The sequence below is a fragment of the Achromobacter spanius genome (assembly GCF_002966795.1).
GTDB lineage: Bacteria > Pseudomonadota > Gammaproteobacteria > Burkholderiales > Burkholderiaceae_B > Achromobacter > Achromobacter spanius_D.
In genome coordinates, this window is sequence record NZ_CP023270.1 from 2703974 (window position 1) to 2719294 (window position 15321).

Annotated in this window: 19 protein-coding genes; 5 read left to right on the forward strand and 14 right to left on the reverse strand. The window is 66.6% G+C overall.

What is annotated here, in order from left to right; translation table 11 throughout:
- Positions 1-138 precede the first annotated feature (138 nt).
- The 5 genes from CLM73_RS12085 to CLM73_RS12105 all read right to left on the reverse strand — a co-directional run bounded on the left by CLM73_RS12085 (position 139) and on the right by CLM73_RS12105 (position 4296).
- The gene (locus CLM73_RS12085; RefSeq protein ID WP_105238641.1) at positions 139-1098 is read right to left on the reverse strand and encodes a DMT family transporter; all 960 of its coding nucleotides are present in this window, start codon (positions 1096-1098) and stop codon (positions 139-141) included.
- 139 nt (positions 1099-1237) lie between these two features.
- Positions 1238-2104 (reverse strand): AraC family transcriptional regulator, encoded by an 867-nt coding sequence (locus CLM73_RS12090; RefSeq protein ID WP_105238642.1) that lies wholly within the window; start codon positions 2102-2104, stop codon positions 1238-1240.
- A gap of 33 nt (positions 2105-2137) precedes the next feature.
- Positions 2138-3436, reverse strand: a complete 1299-nt coding sequence (locus tag CLM73_RS12095) for an RNA polymerase sigma factor (protein ID WP_105238643.1) — start codon at positions 3434-3436, stop codon at positions 2138-2140.
- The gene (locus CLM73_RS12100) at positions 3433-3840 is read right to left on the reverse strand and encodes a VOC family protein (RefSeq protein WP_105238644.1); all 408 of its coding nucleotides are present in this window, start codon (positions 3838-3840) and stop codon (positions 3433-3435) included. Before CLM73_RS12100 ends, CLM73_RS12095 begins: the two co-directional genes overlap by 4 nt.
- A gap of 42 nt (positions 3841-3882) precedes the next feature.
- The gene (locus tag CLM73_RS12105; RefSeq protein WP_105238645.1) at positions 3883-4296 is read right to left on the reverse strand and encodes a YciI family protein; all 414 of its coding nucleotides are present in this window, start codon (positions 4294-4296) and stop codon (positions 3883-3885) included.
- Positions 4297-4514: 218 nt separating this feature from the next.
- Here CLM73_RS12105 and CLM73_RS29110 point away from each other — a divergent pair, with 218 nt between their 5' ends.
- Positions 4515-4667 carry a hypothetical protein gene (locus CLM73_RS29110; protein ID WP_199778287.1) on the forward strand — a complete coding sequence of 51 codons (153 nt, stop codon included), beginning with the start codon at positions 4515-4517 and terminating at the stop codon, positions 4665-4667.
- A 27-nt stretch (positions 4668-4694) separates the two neighbouring features.
- Here the strand turns inward: CLM73_RS29110 and CLM73_RS12110 are convergent, their stop codons facing one another.
- The 6 genes from CLM73_RS12110 to CLM73_RS12135 form a co-directional block, all read right to left on the reverse strand.
- Positions 4695-5048 carry a YciI family protein gene (locus CLM73_RS12110; RefSeq protein WP_105238646.1) on the reverse strand — a complete coding sequence of 118 codons (354 nt, stop codon included), beginning with the start codon at positions 5046-5048 and terminating at the stop codon, positions 4695-4697.
- 93 nt (positions 5049-5141) lie between these two features.
- The gene (locus CLM73_RS12115) at positions 5142-5333 is read right to left on the reverse strand and encodes a helix-turn-helix transcriptional regulator (protein ID WP_056570520.1); all 192 of its coding nucleotides are present in this window, start codon (positions 5331-5333) and stop codon (positions 5142-5144) included.
- Complete coding sequence (locus CLM73_RS12120) at positions 5330-5752, reverse strand: hypothetical protein (protein ID WP_418904936.1); 423 nt, start codon at positions 5750-5752, stop codon at positions 5330-5332. Before CLM73_RS12120 ends, CLM73_RS12115 begins: the two co-directional genes overlap by 4 nt.
- A 111-nt stretch (positions 5753-5863) precedes the next feature.
- The gene (locus CLM73_RS12125) at positions 5864-6952 is read right to left on the reverse strand and encodes an OmpA/MotB family protein (protein ID WP_105238647.1); all 1089 of its coding nucleotides are present in this window, start codon (positions 6950-6952) and stop codon (positions 5864-5866) included.
- The gene (locus CLM73_RS12130; RefSeq protein WP_105238648.1) at positions 6949-7839 is read right to left on the reverse strand and encodes a motility protein A; all 891 of its coding nucleotides are present in this window, start codon (positions 7837-7839) and stop codon (positions 6949-6951) included. The genes CLM73_RS12125 and CLM73_RS12130 overlap by 4 nt, the downstream gene beginning before the upstream one ends.
- 180 nt (positions 7840-8019) lie before the next feature.
- Complete coding sequence (locus CLM73_RS12135; protein WP_105238649.1) at positions 8020-8595, reverse strand: GNAT family N-acetyltransferase; 576 nt, start codon at positions 8593-8595, stop codon at positions 8020-8022.
- Between the two features lie 109 nt (positions 8596-8704).
- On the opposite strand from CLM73_RS12135, the gene CLM73_RS12140 reads away from it, so the two are divergent.
- The 3 genes from CLM73_RS12140 to CLM73_RS12150 are packed head-to-tail and all read left to right on the forward strand — an operon-like array spanning position 8705 to position 11353.
- Positions 8705-10498, forward strand: coding sequence for an NYN domain-containing protein (locus CLM73_RS12140; protein WP_105238650.1), 1794 nt, complete (start codon positions 8705-8707; stop codon positions 10496-10498).
- 41 nt (positions 10499-10539) lie between these two features.
- On the forward strand, positions 10540-11046 hold the full coding sequence (locus CLM73_RS12145; RefSeq protein ID WP_105238651.1) for a DUF523 domain-containing protein: 507 nt from the start codon (positions 10540-10542) through the stop codon (positions 11044-11046).
- Positions 11036-11353 carry a hypothetical protein gene (locus CLM73_RS12150; RefSeq protein ID WP_105238652.1) on the forward strand — a complete coding sequence of 106 codons (318 nt, stop codon included), beginning with the start codon at positions 11036-11038 and terminating at the stop codon, positions 11351-11353. Before CLM73_RS12145 ends, CLM73_RS12150 begins: the two co-directional genes overlap by 11 nt.
- Positions 11354-11434: 81 nt before the next feature.
- Here CLM73_RS12150 and CLM73_RS12155 read toward each other — a convergent pair whose 3' ends face one another.
- A complete protein-coding gene (locus tag CLM73_RS12155) occupies positions 11435-12061 on the reverse strand; it encodes a hypothetical protein (protein ID WP_105238653.1) in 627 nt (208 codons plus the stop codon).
- Between the two features lie 231 nt (positions 12062-12292).
- Between CLM73_RS12155 and CLM73_RS12160 the strand changes: the two genes are divergently transcribed.
- A complete protein-coding gene (locus CLM73_RS12160) occupies positions 12293-12892 on the forward strand; it encodes a helix-turn-helix domain-containing protein (protein ID WP_325048264.1) in 600 nt (199 codons plus the stop codon).
- 6 nt (positions 12893-12898) lie between these two features.
- On the opposite strand, the gene CLM73_RS12165 is transcribed toward CLM73_RS12160, so the two are convergent.
- Both CLM73_RS12165 and CLM73_RS12170 read right to left on the reverse strand, forming a co-directional pair.
- Positions 12899-13807: a DUF6708 domain-containing protein gene (locus CLM73_RS12165; protein ID WP_105238655.1), complete on the reverse strand. Its 909-nt coding sequence runs from the start codon at positions 13805-13807 to the stop codon at positions 12899-12901.
- A 434-nt stretch (positions 13808-14241) separates the two neighbouring features.
- The gene (locus tag CLM73_RS12170; protein ID WP_105238656.1) at positions 14242-15216 is read right to left on the reverse strand and encodes a tripartite tricarboxylate transporter substrate-binding protein; all 975 of its coding nucleotides are present in this window, start codon (positions 15214-15216) and stop codon (positions 14242-14244) included.
- Between the last annotated feature and the right edge of the window lie 105 nt (positions 15217-15321).

The following is a 15321-nucleotide window of genomic DNA, read 5'->3' on the forward strand; positions in this document are numbered from 1 at the left end:
GTTCGGGAAATTATTAAACGATGTTGAAAATTATACGACGTCTAATAATTTTGCGATGTTGGGGCGCGGGCGGCGGTCTGGTTGCCAGCTGCGCCCGGCCAAACAGCGCATGATCGCTTTCGCCGGTGGGCTACGGCATCACATCGCCGCAGCGACCGGCTCCGGCTTCACCCGCACCGCCTTCAGCACCCCGACCATCAGGCAGCCGATCCCGACCAGCGTCAGCGGTTCGGGCATGGCGCCGCGCAGCATGAAGGCGTAAGCCAGCGCCGCCAGTGTTTCGAACACGATGAGCTGGCCGGCCAGCGCGGTCGGCAGCCGCTGGCTGGCTTCGTTCCAGCACAGCGTACCCAGCCACGACGCGAACAGGCCGATGGCGATCATCAGTCCCAGAAAGACGTCCGGACGAGGACCCAGCGGCATGTCGAACGGACTGCCCGCGGCCGCCATGCCTGCCCACAGCACGGCGTAGCCCGCCAGCGCCAGCGGCAGCGTGGCCACCCCCTGCGCGGTCGCCCAGGTGCGGGGACTGCGGCCGGGATGGTTGCGCAGCCAGTCGGCGTTGCGCAGCGGATACCAGGTCCAGCAGGCGACCGCGACCAGCGCGAGCAGCGCGCCGATGGCGTAGCGCGAGAGGTCGGCATCCGCGTCCTGGCGCAGCGCCTGCAATTCCACCTGGTTGACGCAGGCGATGCCCAGCGCGATGAGCGCGAGCGACGGCGCCAGCCGCTTCCACGGCAACCGGCCATCGCGGCGCGCATTGCGCAGGTTGGCGCTGATGGCGATGACCACGGGCAGCGTGCCGATGATCATCGTGGGCACGGGGCCGCCCGCGCGCTGGATGGCGCTGGCCAGGCACAGGTAATACAGCAGGTTGCCGATGGCGGCGAGCTTGAGCGCCTCGATCCAGTCCGCGCGCGTCAGAAGGCGCAGGTTGCGCCGGTCCAGCCAGGCGAGCGGCAAGGCGATCAGCCCGAACGCCAGATAGCGCGCCACGGATTGCAGGGCGGCCGGGTATTCCGGCAGCAGCAGGGGGCCGACGAACACCAGCCCCCACATCAGGCCGGCGGCCAGGGCGTAAAGGGTTCCAGCCCACATACATCGCTCCAGATCATGAATGCGGGCAGTCTAGCCAGGCGGACGGGGGAAATCTTGTACGAGATTGCTCTGCGGGTGAGCGTTGCTGGGGCGTCTGCCGGATGCGGGATCTCGGCGGGGCGCAGCTAGCCGCGCGCCGCTAACCGCGCGCCTGTCTTTGATACCGCGCGGGCGTAACGCCGTAGCGGCGCGAAAACGCGCGCGTGAGATGCGCCTGGTCGGTCAGTCCGGCCGCCAGCGCGACCTGGGCCGGCACAACCCCCGCCGCCAGCAGGCGTTTCGCCTCGTACAGCCGCAGCGCCATCAGCATCTGCTGCGGCGTGGCGTGATGGTGGGCCTGGAAACTGCGCAGGAAATGGAACGGGCTCAATCCGGCCACCGCCGCCAGCTCGTCCAGCGTCAGACGCCGTGAAAGGTTCGCGCGCAGGTAGTCAATGACCTGCGAGAATCGCGGCGCGCCTTCGGTGGCGGCCGGTCGCGGCACGCCGGCATGGCGGCGGAATTCGCCCAGCAGCGCGTGCAGCGCGCTGTCGAACGCCAGCGGTTCGGACGCGTGCCACAACGCATCCAGCAATGCCGTGACGCGCTGCGCGCCGGCGGGGTCATGGCCGACCGCCGCGCCGAACCACCAGCCGGATTCGCCCGTGACCCGCGCGGCGACGTCGGGGTCGATGTAGGCCATGCGGTATCGCCAACCGCCTTCGGTTTCGGCGCGCCCGGTGTGCAATTCGTCCGGATTCATCAGCACCAGCGATCCGGACGGCGCCAGGTGGTCGGCGCCCCGATAGCGGAAGCGCTCGACGCCGGATTCGATGGCGCCCAGCCCGAAGGCCTCGTGCGTGTGCGGTTCGAAGGCGTGGCGGATGATGTGCGCGCGGTACAGCTCGACGCCGGGCTGGTGGGCGACGCGGCGGAACTGTGCGCGGTCGTTGGGATGGTCGAACGCCGCGGGCACGCCCGTGATCGGGGGTGCGGCCGGATCGGGGATGGCGGCGTTGCGTGGCATGCCTGGAATTTAAGCACGCCGAGTCTGGCCCCCTCAATCGCCGCTGACGTCTCCCGTTTCCCCGGACATTTCCCCCGCGCGCGCCAGCAGCAACTCGCGTTCACGGGCGTTGCGGGTCATGCCGGCCGCGCGTTCGAATTCGGCGCGGGCTTCGGCCTTGCGGCCCAGCCTGGCCAGCAGGTCCGCGCGCACGCTGGGCAGCCAGTGGTAGTTCGCCAGCGATGGCTCCGACGCCAACTGATCGGCCAGATCCAGGCCCGCCTGCGGACCGAAGGCCATGCCGATCGCGACGGCGCGGTTCAGCGCCACCACGGGCGACGGCGCGGCCTGGGCGAGCGCGTCGTACAGCGCCACGATCCGCGTCCAGTCAGTGTCCTCGGGCGAGCGGGCCCTCGCATGGCACGCGGCCAAGCCGGCCTGCAGCGCATAGGGGCCTCGCGCGCCGCCCAGCGCATCGGCCCGGTCCAGCGCCGCCAGCCCGCGACGGATCAAAAGCGGATCCCAGCGGCGGCGGTCCTGCTCCATCAGCAGCACCGGCCGGCCCTCGGCATCGGTGCGCGCGTGCAGGCGCGACGCCTGCAGTTCCATCAGCGCGACCAGGCCATGCACCTCGGCCTCCGCGGGCGTCAATTCGGCCAGGATGCGGCCCAGGCGCAGCGCTTCATCGCACAGGCCCGGCCGCATCCAGTCGTCGCCCGAGGTCGCGGAATAGCCTTCGTTGAAGATCAGGTAGATGACTTCCAGCACCGACGCCAGGCGCGGCGCGCGGTCGGCGGCCGACGGCACCTCAAACGGCACGTTGGCGGCAGACAGCGTGCGTTTGGCGCGCACGATGCGCTGCGCGATGGCCGATTCCGACGCCAGGAACGCGCGGGCGATCTCGGCCGTCGTCAGCCCGCCCAAGAGGCGCAGCGTCAGCGCCACGCGCGCCTCGGTGGACAGCAGCGGATGGCAGGCGGTAAAGACCAGCCGCAGCAGATCGTCGCCGATGTCGTCCTGGCGCGCCGCATCCAGCGCGTCGACGAAGTCGGGCTCCACGTCGGCCTGCAAGGCCTCCAGTTCGTGGCCGATCTGCTCGTGCTTGCGGGTGTGCAGGGCATCGAGCCGCAGCCGGTCGCGCGCGCGGTTCTTCGCGGTGGTCATGAGCCATGCTCCGGGATTGTCCGGCACGCCCGTCTGGGGCCAGCGCTCCAGCGCCGCGACCAGCGCATCCTGGGCCAGCTCTTCGGCCAGTCCCACGTCGCGCACCAGGCGCGCCACCCCCGCGATGACGCTGGCGGCTTCGATCCGCCAGACCGCCTCGATGGCGCGATGCGTGGCCGCCTGCGTCATGCGCCGGTCGCTTCGCCGGGCACCATGTAAGCGAACTCCCAGATATGCCCATCCAGGTCCTCGAACCCGTGCGCGTACATGAAGCCGTGATCCTGCGGCGCGCGCGGCGCCGTGCCGCCGGCCGCCACGGCCCGCGCGACCAGGTCGTCGATCTCGGCACGGCTTTCGCAGGACAGGCAGACCAGCACTTCCGTGGTCTGCTTGGCATCCGCCACCGGCTTGCCGGTAAAGCTCTGGAAGAAGTCCTTCACCAGCAGCATGATGTAAAGGTTGTCGCCCACGACCATGCAGGCGCCCTGGTCGTTGGTGAAGTCGGGGTTGAAGGTGTAGCCCAGCTTCTTGAAGAATTCCTGGGACTTCTGCATGTCGTTGATGGCCAGATTGACGAAGATCTGCATGTGCATGGCGTGTCTCGCTTGGATGTTCAGGGGTGGTCGTCGTGAAACTCAGAGGCTGGGAGACGGCATCTGGCGGAAGCGCTCGACTTCCTTGCTGGGCTCGAAGTCATCCAGTTCGAATACCTGGCGCACCTCGATCTCGCAGTCCAGGCCGGGGAAGGGCGTGGGAAACCGCATCGCCCATTGCATCGCTTCTTCGCGGGAGCGCACCTGGATCATCGTGTAGCCGGCGATCAGTTCCTTGGTTTCGGCGAACGGCCCGTCGAGCAGCTTGCGTTCGCCGCGCTCGTCGTAGCGCACGCGCCAGCCTTTTGATGTCGGGTGCAGGCCGTTGGCGTCCAGCAACACGCCGGCCTTGACCAGGGCTTCGTGATAGGTCGCCATCGAGGCAAGCAGGCTGTCGTCCGGCATCATGCCGGCTTCGCTGTCGGGCGTGGCCCGGACGATGATCATGAATCGCATCTGAGGTCTCCTGGGAGGGAATCGCAAGGCCGATAGGGGCGCTTGTACAGGTACGACGAACGGCGCGGGGTCAGATCGACAAGCAGATCGCCTGCCTAGGGTAAACGCCGAGTCAATCGGATGTATCGCCGCCCTAGCACCCCGTTACGAAGGTCCAGGCCTTGTTGCAGGCGGGTCCCATACACTCGCAGCGTTCCTGACCACCCTGAAGCAACGCCATGAAAGTTCTGTGCAGTCTTGCCCTCATCGTCTTCGTGCTGTCCGGCTGTGCCGTGTACACCCCGCAAGGCTCCGTTGTCGTCGATCCGCATGACGGCGGCGGCCGTGGCGGCTTCTGTCCGCCCGGACAGGCCAAGAAGGGCAATTGCTGATCTGGCGGCGGCCGGCCGCCACGTGCGCTACATGAAGCAGGGGCCCAGCTCCCTGACCTCAACCGTGGCCCATTGCGCGGCCGGGCATTCGGCGGCCAGCGCCAGCGCTTCTTCGCGCGACTCGCAGGTCAGAAGGAAGAATCCGCCGATCATTTCCTTGGCCTCGGCATAGGGGCCGTCCATCAGTTGGCGGTCCCCGTCGCGCACGCGCAGGCGCACGCTTTCGGCATCGGACTTGAGGGATTCGGCGCGCGTGAGCAGGCCGCGCGATTGCAGGGATTCGGCGTAGCGCACCATCTGCGCATAGGCCTCGCGCCCCTCTTCGGGCGTGCGCTGGGCGCGCTGGCCCACCGGTTCAACGATCAGCAGCATGTACGGCATGGAGACTCCCGGGGCGGACTGCGGTCGCCGCGAGCGGCGGGTCCGCTAGGTTAACGCCGATCCCGGCGTCCGCGCCATGCCGGAAAAAGCGCCTCAATCTTCCTGGAAGATCGATTCGATGGACGTTTCAAACACGCGGGCGATGGCGAAGGCAAGCGGCAGGCTGGGATCGTAGCGGCCGGTCTCGATGGCGTTGACGGTCTGGCGCGAGACGTCCAGGCGTTCAGCCAGCGCGGCCTGGCTCCAGCCGCGCGCGGCGCGCAATTCGCGGATGCTGTTTTTCATCGATGGCGCAGCGTGTCGACGATGGTGGTAAACGCCCAGACCCCGCCCATCAGCGGCCAGACCACGAACATGCTCAGTTTGGGGAAGCCGGCGATCTCAAGAAAGCCATACGTGAACGTGACGCCGGCGGTGACGGCGGCGGCGATCGCCAGGTGTTCCAGCGTGGTCTTGCGGATGAATTCGTCGGACCCGCGCACGGCGCGCACGACGGCCCGCAGCGCCAGCAGAAACGCCAGCATGGGGGTGAGCAGCACCACGGTGCGCAACGCGCCGGGCTGCATGTCGAGGCTGAGGCGCAGCGCGCCGACCAGCAGCACGGCGTACAGCGCCATCGAGAAGCCCAGTTCCTTGAAGTAGCGGCGCTTGGCCTGGAGTTGATTCATGGGAATGCCCTTGTTGATGTAAAGCGTGCTTGACATTCTGGCGGGCGCGCCTCGGTGTGTCAAGTGTCCTTTACATCTCCGCTGCAGGGCAAACCGGCAATAAAAAACCGGCTTGCGCCGGTTTTTTGGAACGAAAGGGATCGCGGATCAGGATTGCGCCGGAGCTGCATTGGCGGGCGCCTTCATGGCGTTCGCAGGCGCTTTGGCGTCCGGCGTGGCCGCCTTCGCCGTGGACGGCGCTGCATCCGGCACGGCCGGTTTCGCCACGGGGGCGGCGGCCTGCGACGCGATGGCGGGCTTGCCGGCGGCGGGCGTCTGCGGAGCGGCGGCGGTCTTGGCCTGCTGCGGCGTGATGTCCATGATGAGTTCGACGCGGCGGTTGGCGGCGCGGCCGGCTGCCGTGTCGTTGGACTCGATCGGCCGCGTCTCCGCGTAGCCCACCGCGCGCAGCCGCTGCGGCGTCACGCCATCGCGCACCAGCTCGCGCAGCACGCTGGTGGCGCGGCTGCTGGACAGCTCCCAGTTCGAGGCGAACTGCTTGGTCAGGATCGGCACGGGATCGCTGTGGCCTTCGACCGAGACCTGGTAGTCGTTCTTGTTGAGGATGCCGGCCAGGCGCTTGATCACGTCCAGGCCTGCCGTGCTGAGCGTGGCCTGGCCCGAGGCGAACAGCAGTTCGTTGCTGATGCGAAAGCTGACCGACTGCTCGTTGACGATCACGTCCACTGAATTGCCCAGGTCCGCCAGGCCCAGCGATTCCTTGGACGGCGCGGTCAGCGGCGGGGCGGCCTCGGCCACCACGACTTCGTCGTCGGCCGGGGCGGGTGGGGCGGCCGCCGTGGCCGTGGCGGGCGCGGGCAGCTCGGTCCAGCTGGCCGGGATCTGCACCGTCTCAAATTCGGAATACTCGCCGTCGTACTTGGGCAGGCCTGTGGAGGCCAGCGTGCCGACCAGTTCGACGGGCTGCTCGGATTTGCCCGTGGCGCCGCCGTGCATGGTGACGGCCAGCATGACGACCAGCATCGCGAGCAACAGCGTGATGAGGTCCAGGTAGCTCAGCAGCCAGTTCTCGGAATCCTGTTCAACGGCTTCTTCGACGTGCCAGCGCGCATAGCGATCCTGGCGGTCACTATTGCTGGGCCGCCAGCCGCTCGCGGCGGCCGCCTTCTGCGCGCGTAGCTGCGCTTGGCGGGCCTGCTCGATCCGCTGCGCAAGGGAAGGGGAAATCAGGCTCATTGACGCGCGGCAGCGGGACGGGCGATGGACACGGGTGCGGCGCTGGTGCCAGTGGCGGCGGTTGCACCGGGCTTGACCTGGCCTTCTGTCTTGGCCTTGGGCTTGGCGTCGGCGCCGCCGTCGTAGATTTCGTCTTCGACGTGCATGACGAAGGAATTCAGCGTCTCACGCACCATGGCCGGGCCGCGCTTCTCGCACATCATCGAGATGCCCTGCAGCACCATGTTCATGGACTCGACGCGGCGCGCGGTGCGGCGTTCCAGCTTCAGCGCGATCGGCTTGCAGACCAGATTGGCCAGCAGGATGCCGTAGAACGTGGTCATCAGGCCGATGGCCAGTTGCTGGCCGATGGTCTGCATGCTGCCGTCGCCCAGGACGGCCATCAGGTTGATCAGGCCGACCAGCGTGCCCAGCATCCCGAAGGCGGGCGCGAAGGTGGCCATGACGCGGAACATCTGGGCTTCAGCCTGTTCGCGGGCGCGCAGGCGGGCGACGCGCCACTTCAGCAGTTCGATGATCTGGTCTTCAGGCGTGTTGTCGATGATGAGCTGCACGCCCGTGCGCAGGAACGGGTTCGAGACCTTCTTGAGCTCGTGTTCGACCTTGTGGACGTCGGCGTTCATCCAGAGCTGCGCCATCGACACCAGTTCCTCGATGTCGCGCTGCTGGTCGTGCTGGTCGTTGCGGAACACCGTGCGCACCAGCTTGAACACGCGCACCACTTCCTGAAGCGGGTACGCAATGAACAGCGCGGCGCAGGTGCCGCCCAGCACGATCGCCAGGCCCGGCAGGTTGAAGTACAGGCTGGCATCGTTGGCGGACAGCGCCACCACGATGATCAGGGTGAGCAGGCCGACAACGGCGCCGATGACGGTAGACGGATTCATGGATCTTGCCCGAGAACATGGCATCCCACGCGCGGAATGCCGGATTGTCGGGAATTCTAGCCAGCGCAAGCGCCGGTCAATTCGCCGGAAAGCGGGGCGAAATAGGCGGTAAGCGCCGGCTTAATCAACCTGTCATGCGGTCGGCGCGGCAGCGGTTCTCGGGCGCAAATCGGGGACGGCCTAGGGTTGCCGCGCGGCTGCCTGCTGCGCCAGCCATTCCTCGCGGGTGATTTCCCAGATTTCGGCGGGATGCCGGCCGCTGACGAAGCCGCGCTCCTCGGTGCCCACAAGCCGCATGCCGCTGCTTTCCGAAATCCGCCGCGAGGCGGTGTTGGCAACGGCCTTCGGCGCGCGCAGCACGGGTTTGCCCAGCACGTCGAACCAATACGCCGTGACGGCCGCGCTGGCTTCGGTCATGTAACCCAGCCCCTGATGCGCCGGATCCAGCCAGAACCCGCGGTTGTTGCCGGGCTCGTCGTCCATCAGGCTGACGACGCCGATCAGCTGGTCAGGCTGCGCGCGCGTGCGCACCGACCAGTGCCATTGCGTCCCGCGGCGCATGGCGGGCAGGGCGGCGTTTTGCAGGAACTGGCGCGCGCCATCGGCCGGGTACGGCCAGGGCACCCTGTCTGCCAGAAAGCGCACGACTTCCCATTGGGCAAACGTGCGCTGGATGGCATCGGCGTCGTCCAGGGACAGGGGGCGCAGCACCAGGCGGTCGGTGGCAAGTTCGGGCGGCGGCAGGGTGTCGGGCATGGCGGCTCGGGGCGGATGAAGGGGGAGACCAAGCGGAAATGTATATCATGGGCGAATTCTGGCGGTGCGGGGCCTGGTTTGGCCTTCCGACCGCGGCATTGGAGAGAACATGAACAACCCCAACGAAAACGTCAGCATGGCGCTTTTCTGCGACTTCGAGAACGTGGCGCTGGGTGTGCGCGACACCAAATTCCAGAAGTTCGACATCCGGCCGGTGCTCGAGCGCCTGCTGCTCAAGGGCAGCATCGTGGTCAAGAAGGCCTATTGCGACTGGGAGCGGTACAAGGAATTCAAGGCGCCCATGCACGAGGCCAATTTCGAGCTGATCGAAATCCCGCACGTGCGCCAGTCGGGCAAGAACTCGGCGGACATCCGCCTGGTCGTGGACGCGCTGGACTTCTGTTATACCAAGTCCCACGTCAACACCTTCGTCATCATCAGCGGCGACTCCGACTTTTCGCCGCTTGTGTCCAAGCTTCGCGAGAACAACAAGAAGGTCATTGGCGTGGGCGTCAAGCAGTCCACCTCGGACCTGCTGATCGCCAACTGCGACGAATTCATCTTTTATGACGACCTGGCCCGCGAAGGCCAGCGCACCGCCGAAGCCCGCCGCGACAACCGTGGCGCTACCGCCCAACGCCGCTCGCCCGACGAAGAGCGCCGCCGCAAGGAAGAGCAGGACGCGCGCAAGACACGCGCGGTCGAGATGGTTGTCGAGACGTTCGAGGCGCTGATGGCCGAACGCGGCGACAGCGGCAAGATCTGGGCATCGGCCCTGAAAGACGCCCTGAAGCGCCGCAAGCCGGATTTCAACGAGTCCTACTATGGCTTCCGCGCGTTCGGCAATCTGCTGGAAGAAGCGCAGTCGCGCGGCTTTCTTGAGGTGGGGCGCGAAGAAAAGTCCGGCACGTATGTGTACCGTGATGGCTCTGGGGACGCGCCTTCAGACCCGTCTGGCGACGCGAATGGCGCGTCGAGCGCTGACGCGTCGGCCGATGCCGGCGAGGCACCGAGCGCTGGCGGCCGGAACAGCCGCAAGTCGCGCGGTGGCCGCAAGACGGCAGGCGGCCGGACGGCTGGCTCACTCGGAGAGGGATCGGATCGGGAAGCGACCGTGACTGCGTCGGAGGGTTCGGCCGAGGTTGCGGATGCCTGGAAACAGCCCGACGCGCCGCAGCAGACGGAAGGCGGCACGGTGGTGGATGTGTCGCAGGCGCCGGGTCAGATTGCTGGCGAGGATACTGCCGACGGCTCGTCGCCATCGCGCGGCGCCAGGCAGGCGGACAGTGGCCGGCAGGGCCGCTCGGGCCGCCGGGGGCGCGGGTCGAGAATGGGTGACGATGCCCGGCAGTCCGGAAATTCCGGGTCGGGTGAAGATGCCGTTCAGCCGCGTGCGCCGGTCGAGGGGCAGGGGCCGTCCGAAGGGCAGGCTTCGGCTGAACCGCAGGAATCGTCCGTGCGCCAGGCGTCCTCCGAACGACACGCTTCGGCTCGCAAGCGTGAAGATGCGGCGCCGCCCGCGTTCACACGCCCGGTTCCCCCGCCGCCGCAGTCAGCCCTGGTGTCCGGCCCGCCACCCGTCGTGAATGTCGCCGATTGGACGTTCGTCGCGCCGCCAGCAAAGACCGAGCGGGAACGCGGCGGCGAGGCGCCAGATCCCTTCGCCGGCGCGCCGCGACCGTCCGCTCCCGAAGCGGCTCCCACCCAGTCCGCCGCCAAGCCGGCCCGCAGCGCCCGCAAGACCACGCCCAAGACGCAGGCCAAGCCGGAAAGCGCGTCCGCCCACACGGAGCCCGCGACAGCGCCCGCCGCCGAGACGGGGACGGCGGCCAAGCCGGCGCGCAAGACAACGGCCCGCAAGACGGCGCCGCGCAAGACCGCGAAGAAGACCGACCCGGCTTAAGTTCGCGGATTGCTGCCGCCGACCCCTGACACCGCCGTCCCATGCGCTCTGTTCTGATCAGCTCCTGCCTCCTGGGCAATCCCGTGCGGTACGACGGGCGCGGCGTGCCTCACGGCGATGCCGTCCTGGCCCGCTGGCTGCAGGAGGGGCGGGTGGTGGCAGTCTGTCCGGAAGTGGCGGGCGGCATGCCGATCCCAAGACCCCCGGCGGAAATCGAGCCGGGCAGAAATGCGGCCTCGGTGCTGGCGGGCGGCGCGCGTGTGGTGGCGGTGACGGGCGAGGACGTGACGGCGTCTTTTCTGCACGGCGCGCACGAAGCGCTGGCGGCCGCGCAGGCGCGAGGCATCCGGATGGCCGTGCTGAAGGAGGGCAGTCCGTCCTGCGGCAGCGGCTATGTCTACGATGGCCATTTCGCGCGCCGCCGTCAGCCCGGCATGGGCGTGACGGCGCAATTGCTGCGCGGCGCAGGGCTGTACGTCTTCAGTGAACACCAATGGGCCGAAGCGGCGGCATTCCTGGCCGAACTGGAGGCAGGCGATGCTCGCTGAGGTTGGCGACTGGTTGGTGCTGGCCGGGGTAGCCGGATGCGGCTACCTGGTCTGGAAGGGGGCCGTTCGCGCCCATCGCGGCGTCGCCTTTGCCCGTGTGGCCGCGCTGGGAAGCCTGGGCCTGTCCGCCGTCTTCTTTTACGCCTGGTACGCGCAGTATCTGCGTTGGGAGTTCAACGAGTTGGGCCGCTACTACGATCCCATTGAGCAGGTCGTCTACACCGATTCCGGGTTTGTCTGGGTGCTGCCCGCGGGTGTGCTCTTGGCCGCCGGCTTGATATTGGCCTGGCGCGGCTGGCGCCGCTGAAGCGTGATGGCAATCGCGCCGGCATGCAGCAAGCGCAGGCCAGCGCGTCAGGACAGCCGGATGTCCCCGAGACCGCGCCCGTCAGTTGGCGCGATATCCGCGGCTGGTCATGCAGGAATCCAGCGCGCGGTTGTAGGTATCCACCATGATCTGGGTGGTCCACTGAGTGACGGTGGCGGGATCGTAACCGCTCTGGTTCATGGCCCAACGCTGGCAGTCGGTGGTGGCGCTCACTTGGGCGACATTGACCGGGGGCGCGGACTCGTATTGCACGGGCGCGTACTGCGGCACCGGCGTGGAATAGGCAACCGGCGGCGCTTCGTAAACCGGTGTTTCGTAAACCGGTGTTTCGTAAACCGGGGCGGAGTAAACCGGCGCCGCTTCATAGACCGTCGTGCCGTACACGGGTGCGGCGTACAACGGCGGGCTCGTATAGCCGACGCCTGAGGAATAAACCCCGGTCTGCACGTAGGAAGGCCCCGAATTGGCCGCCAGCAGCAGCCCGACCGTCGCCAGCGCAAAAGCGCCGCCTATCCACCAGCCGCTGGAACTGCTGCCACCGCCGCCGCCATGATGATGGTGATAGCCGCTGCCATAGCCGCCACCATAGCCGCCCCAATTCCCGCCACGCCCGCCAGCCACTGCTGGCCCGCCGGCAACTGCCAGCGCCAACGCCGCAATGGCCACCCGGCCTGTAAACCGCTTCATGATCTTGCTCCTAAGCCGACCGGCGGCGGCACTGCGCCAGACGCCGGACGATAGGCGTACTTTACTGCTCGCGCGAGCCAATTAAGTGTCTCAAGCGATACGGGGATTTCAACTGATTTCAACCCTGTGACGAGACGGCAAGCGGGAGTCGCCGCCTGGACCGAAGTGCGACTATTTGATCCTGTTGTAGTGGCGGAAAGGGAGGATAGGTAGTATTTTTCCGCGATGATCATGGCACTACCCGATTCGGCACCGCAGGACAGGCGTCTCACCAAGGGAGAGCGCACACGGCTACACCTCCTGGCCGTCGCCGCGGCCGAATTCGCCGAACGGGGTTTCCAGCACACCCGCGTCAGCGACATCGTCGCCCGTGCGGGCGTCACTCAGCCCGTGTTCTACCAATACTTCACCAGCAAGCAGGCGGCCTTCGACGAGCTGGTGGGGCTTTTCGCCCAGCGGCTGCGCCGGGCGATCAGCGAGGCACGGCTTCCCGGCCACCTCCAGGGCGAAGCCCTGGTCAACCGCATCCGGCAGGGTATCGGCACGCTGCTTGCCATCCTGCAGGAAGACCCAAACCTCACCCGCATCGGCTTTTTCCAGGCCGAGGCGGCCGAGGCGCTCAAGGATGAACTGGTCATCCTGATCGCCGAGAACGTCAGGGCGGAGCAGCAGGCTGGCCTTTTCCGGCCGGAGATTTCGCCCGAGTGGTTCGGCCAGTCGCTAATTGCCATCATCGAACGTTTCACGCGCCAGATGCCCGACGCGGTCAGGCAGCAGGCGGTGGCGGAGTTCATGACGGATCTGCTGCTGGATGGGATGCGTAGGCGGTAGGAAGGCCTAGGTTGTTTCATCAAAGCCGCACAGCCGGTCGATTTCCTTGGGGAACTGCGTGTAAGGCACGTTGAACTGAATGAAGGCCTCAACACTGTCCGGATACGCTTCAATCAGCAGCAGAATTATCCATAGCGGGATGGTGATAGGTGCCATCAACATGCCATAGGGCTCGGCCAACCTGCGGCACAATCCGGCATACCACTTCCGGTATGGTTGAAGGGTTTCCTGTCTGCGGCTTAGGCGAGGAGGCAGCGGCGCGGGTTCTGGCAAGCCTTCAGGGCCTTGGGCCATGAAGGCTTGAAGATAAGCCCACAGCGCCTTGGCTGACCGGTCTCCGTCGAACAGGCCGAGGTTGCCGCATGCAACGCAAATCTCCGTTGGCGGGCTCATACCGCGGTCAACGCCAATTAAGTACAGCGGATGTCGGCTGGTGTAGCCGCTAGTGGAGACGACGGGGATATAGCCGGCCAAAGCCTCTATGTGGTCCCAATCGAGCGCGTGGAGGCGCTTCTGCGGCAGGGACACGAAGTACAGCTTGCGAGTATCGCGGTGAATCCGGATAAAAGCTCCCCGACTTCGATGCGCACCGCTGGCAATATAAAAAACAAAGGCGAGCCCGATCGAAACCGGGAGTCCTGAAAGCATGATTAGGACCGTTTCCAAGTCCACCTCGGCGGGCCCCAGAGCAAGCAAGACTGACGCAAAAATAATGGCGAAAACCAGAGCGGACATGCCAATGTAGCCCGCAGCGCCGCTCCGAATGTAGTTTGGGTATGTTTCGAGCTCGACACATTTGTCGTTGATCCACCTCACCCCGTCCGGCTGAGGCTCGTGGCCGGCGCAACTGCCGATACTCAGCGGTGTCCCACCGAAACGCAGATTCTTTGGAAGGCGCTTGACTTCAATCGTCACTTTGGACCCTCGACGGGTTCAAGCTTGGCGGAATCGATAGGGTCTGAGAACCATCCCCCCGACGAGAATACGAGCGCTTTCGGAGCATCCGGTTGCCGTAGTGCGAGATTAGGCTGACGGTCGGTGGAATCCGCGCTTGATTTGCAGAACGTCGTTCTCAAGTGTGACGCTGTGAGCGCCGTTCAGAAGAATCCAGCGGCGGGTTCCGCGTTCAAGCGCGGTCCAATCGAGGTATGGCAATGCATTTATCACCCGACGCGTCCAGCGGGACGCGTCGGCCATCAAATCAGTCGCTGCACCCGCCATGTGCGTGTCACTCGTCAATTGAACGAAAAGCCGTTCAATTTAAGTCGGGACCGTCCCCCTGGAAATATGAATAGTTCGAAAGCTCAGAGGAGCACGTCTGATTTGGCAGGAAGTTGGATCAGGAGCGCTTACTCCACACGCGCCCCGGAAGCCGCCACTACCTTCCCGGCCGCTTCATAATCCGCCTTCAGCAAGTCCTGAAACTGCGCTGCCGACTTCGCTTCGGCTTCGACACCCAGCGAGGCCAAACGCGACTGCACCTTGGGGTCGGCCAGGACCTTATTGACCGCCGCGTTGATCTGGTCGCGGTCCGCAGCGGAAATGCCGGCCGGGGCCAGCAGGCCGAGCCAGGAATCGAAGGCGTAGCCGGGCAGGCCGCTTTCGGCGACGGTGGGCAGGTCGGGGGCGAAGCGTGAACGCGTCTTGCCGGTGTAGGCCAGGAACGTGACGCGCGGGTCGTTGCGATAGGCGGTCACGCCGATGGTGGCGGCGGTGACGGCCTGGACGCGGCCGGCCAGCAGTTCGGTCACGGCGTCGCCGGTGGACTTCATGGGGATGTGCTGCATCTGCGCGCCAGCGGCGGTCAGGAACGACGCCATGCCCAGGTGCGAGGCGCTGCCGTTGCCGGCGGACGCGTAGTCGTAGGCGCCGGGCTTGGCCTTGACGGCCTGGATGAATTCGGCCGTGTTCTTGGCATTCAGCGAGGCCGACACGAGGATGATGTAGCCGGTGTTGCCGATGTAGGCGACGCCCGTGAAGTCCTTGTAGGGGTCATAGCTCAGCGTCTTATAGAGATACCCGGCGATGTTGTGGCTGGCCGCGGCCAGCACCAGGGTGTTGCCGTCGGGCTTGGCGCGGGCGACCTGGGCGGTGCCCACGGTGCCGCCGGCGCCGGCGCGGTTTTCGATCACGATGGAGGCGTCCAGGGCGCGGCCCAGTTCGTCGCCGATCGCACGCGCGATGGTGTCCTGGACCGCGCCGGTGCCGTAGGGTACGACGATGCGGATGACGCGTTGGTCGGCCTGCGCGGCGCCCATGCCGGCGACGGCCAGAGCAAGGGCGAGCAGGGTGTTGCGGCGTGCAGCTTGGAATCGGGTGGTCATGATGCGGACTCGTGGTTGGGCGCGCGCCTGTCGGAATGCGGCGCGGGCATGGCGGCGTTGGACTCTAATCACTTCAGTGGTCAGGACCAACGAATTAATCGCCGC

Excerpts from the sequence above, each read along its gene's own strand:
- CLM73_RS12130 (WP_105238648.1), bottom strand. The coding sequence starts at position 7,839 with ATGAATCCGTCTACCGTCATCGGCGCCGTTGTCGGCCTGCTCACCCTG.
- CLM73_RS12115 (WP_056570520.1), bottom strand. The coding sequence starts at position 5,333 with ATGAAAAACAGCATCCGCGAATTGCGCGCCGCGCGCGGCTGGAGCCAG.
- CLM73_RS12095 (WP_105238643.1), bottom strand. The coding sequence starts at position 3,436 with ATGACGCAGGCGGCCACGCATCGCGCCATCGAGGCGGTCTGGCGGATC.
- CLM73_RS12085 (WP_105238641.1), bottom strand. The coding sequence starts at position 1,098 with ATGTGGGCTGGAACCCTTTACGCCCTGGCCGCCGGCCTGATGTGGGGG.
- CLM73_RS12090 (WP_105238642.1), bottom strand. The coding sequence starts at position 2,104 with ATGCCACGCAACGCCGCCATCCCCGATCCGGCCGCACCCCCGATCACG.
- CLM73_RS12160 (WP_325048264.1), top strand. The coding sequence starts at position 12,293 with ATGGCACTACCCGATTCGGCACCGCAGGACAGGCGTCTCACCAAGGGA.
- CLM73_RS12110 (WP_105238646.1), bottom strand. The coding sequence starts at position 5,048 with ATGCCGTACATGCTGCTGATCGTTGAACCGGTGGGCCAGCGCGCCCAG.
- CLM73_RS12120 (WP_418904936.1), bottom strand. The coding sequence starts at position 5,752 with ATGTCAAGCACGCTTTACATCAACAAGGGCATTCCCATGAATCAACTC.
- CLM73_RS12150 (WP_105238652.1), top strand. The coding sequence starts at position 11,036 with ATGCTCGCTGAGGTTGGCGACTGGTTGGTGCTGGCCGGGGTAGCCGGA.
- CLM73_RS29110 (WP_199778287.1), top strand. The coding sequence starts at position 4,515 with ATGAAAGTTCTGTGCAGTCTTGCCCTCATCGTCTTCGTGCTGTCCGGC.
- CLM73_RS12155 (WP_105238653.1), bottom strand. The coding sequence starts at position 12,061 with ATGAAGCGGTTTACAGGCCGGGTGGCCATTGCGGCGTTGGCGCTGGCA.
- CLM73_RS12125 (WP_105238647.1), bottom strand. The coding sequence starts at position 6,952 with ATGAGCCTGATTTCCCCTTCCCTTGCGCAGCGGATCGAGCAGGCCCGC.
- CLM73_RS12145 (WP_105238651.1), top strand. The coding sequence starts at position 10,540 with ATGCGCTCTGTTCTGATCAGCTCCTGCCTCCTGGGCAATCCCGTGCGG.
- CLM73_RS12100 (WP_105238644.1), bottom strand. The coding sequence starts at position 3,840 with ATGCACATGCAGATCTTCGTCAATCTGGCCATCAACGACATGCAGAAG.
- CLM73_RS12105 (WP_105238645.1), bottom strand. The coding sequence starts at position 4,296 with ATGCGATTCATGATCATCGTCCGGGCCACGCCCGACAGCGAAGCCGGC.
- CLM73_RS12170 (WP_105238656.1), bottom strand. The coding sequence starts at position 15,216 with ATGACCACCCGATTCCAAGCTGCACGCCGCAACACCCTGCTCGCCCTT.
- CLM73_RS12135 (WP_105238649.1), bottom strand. The coding sequence starts at position 8,595 with ATGCCCGACACCCTGCCGCCGCCCGAACTTGCCACCGACCGCCTGGTG.
- CLM73_RS12140 (WP_105238650.1), top strand. The coding sequence starts at position 8,705 with ATGAACAACCCCAACGAAAACGTCAGCATGGCGCTTTTCTGCGACTTC.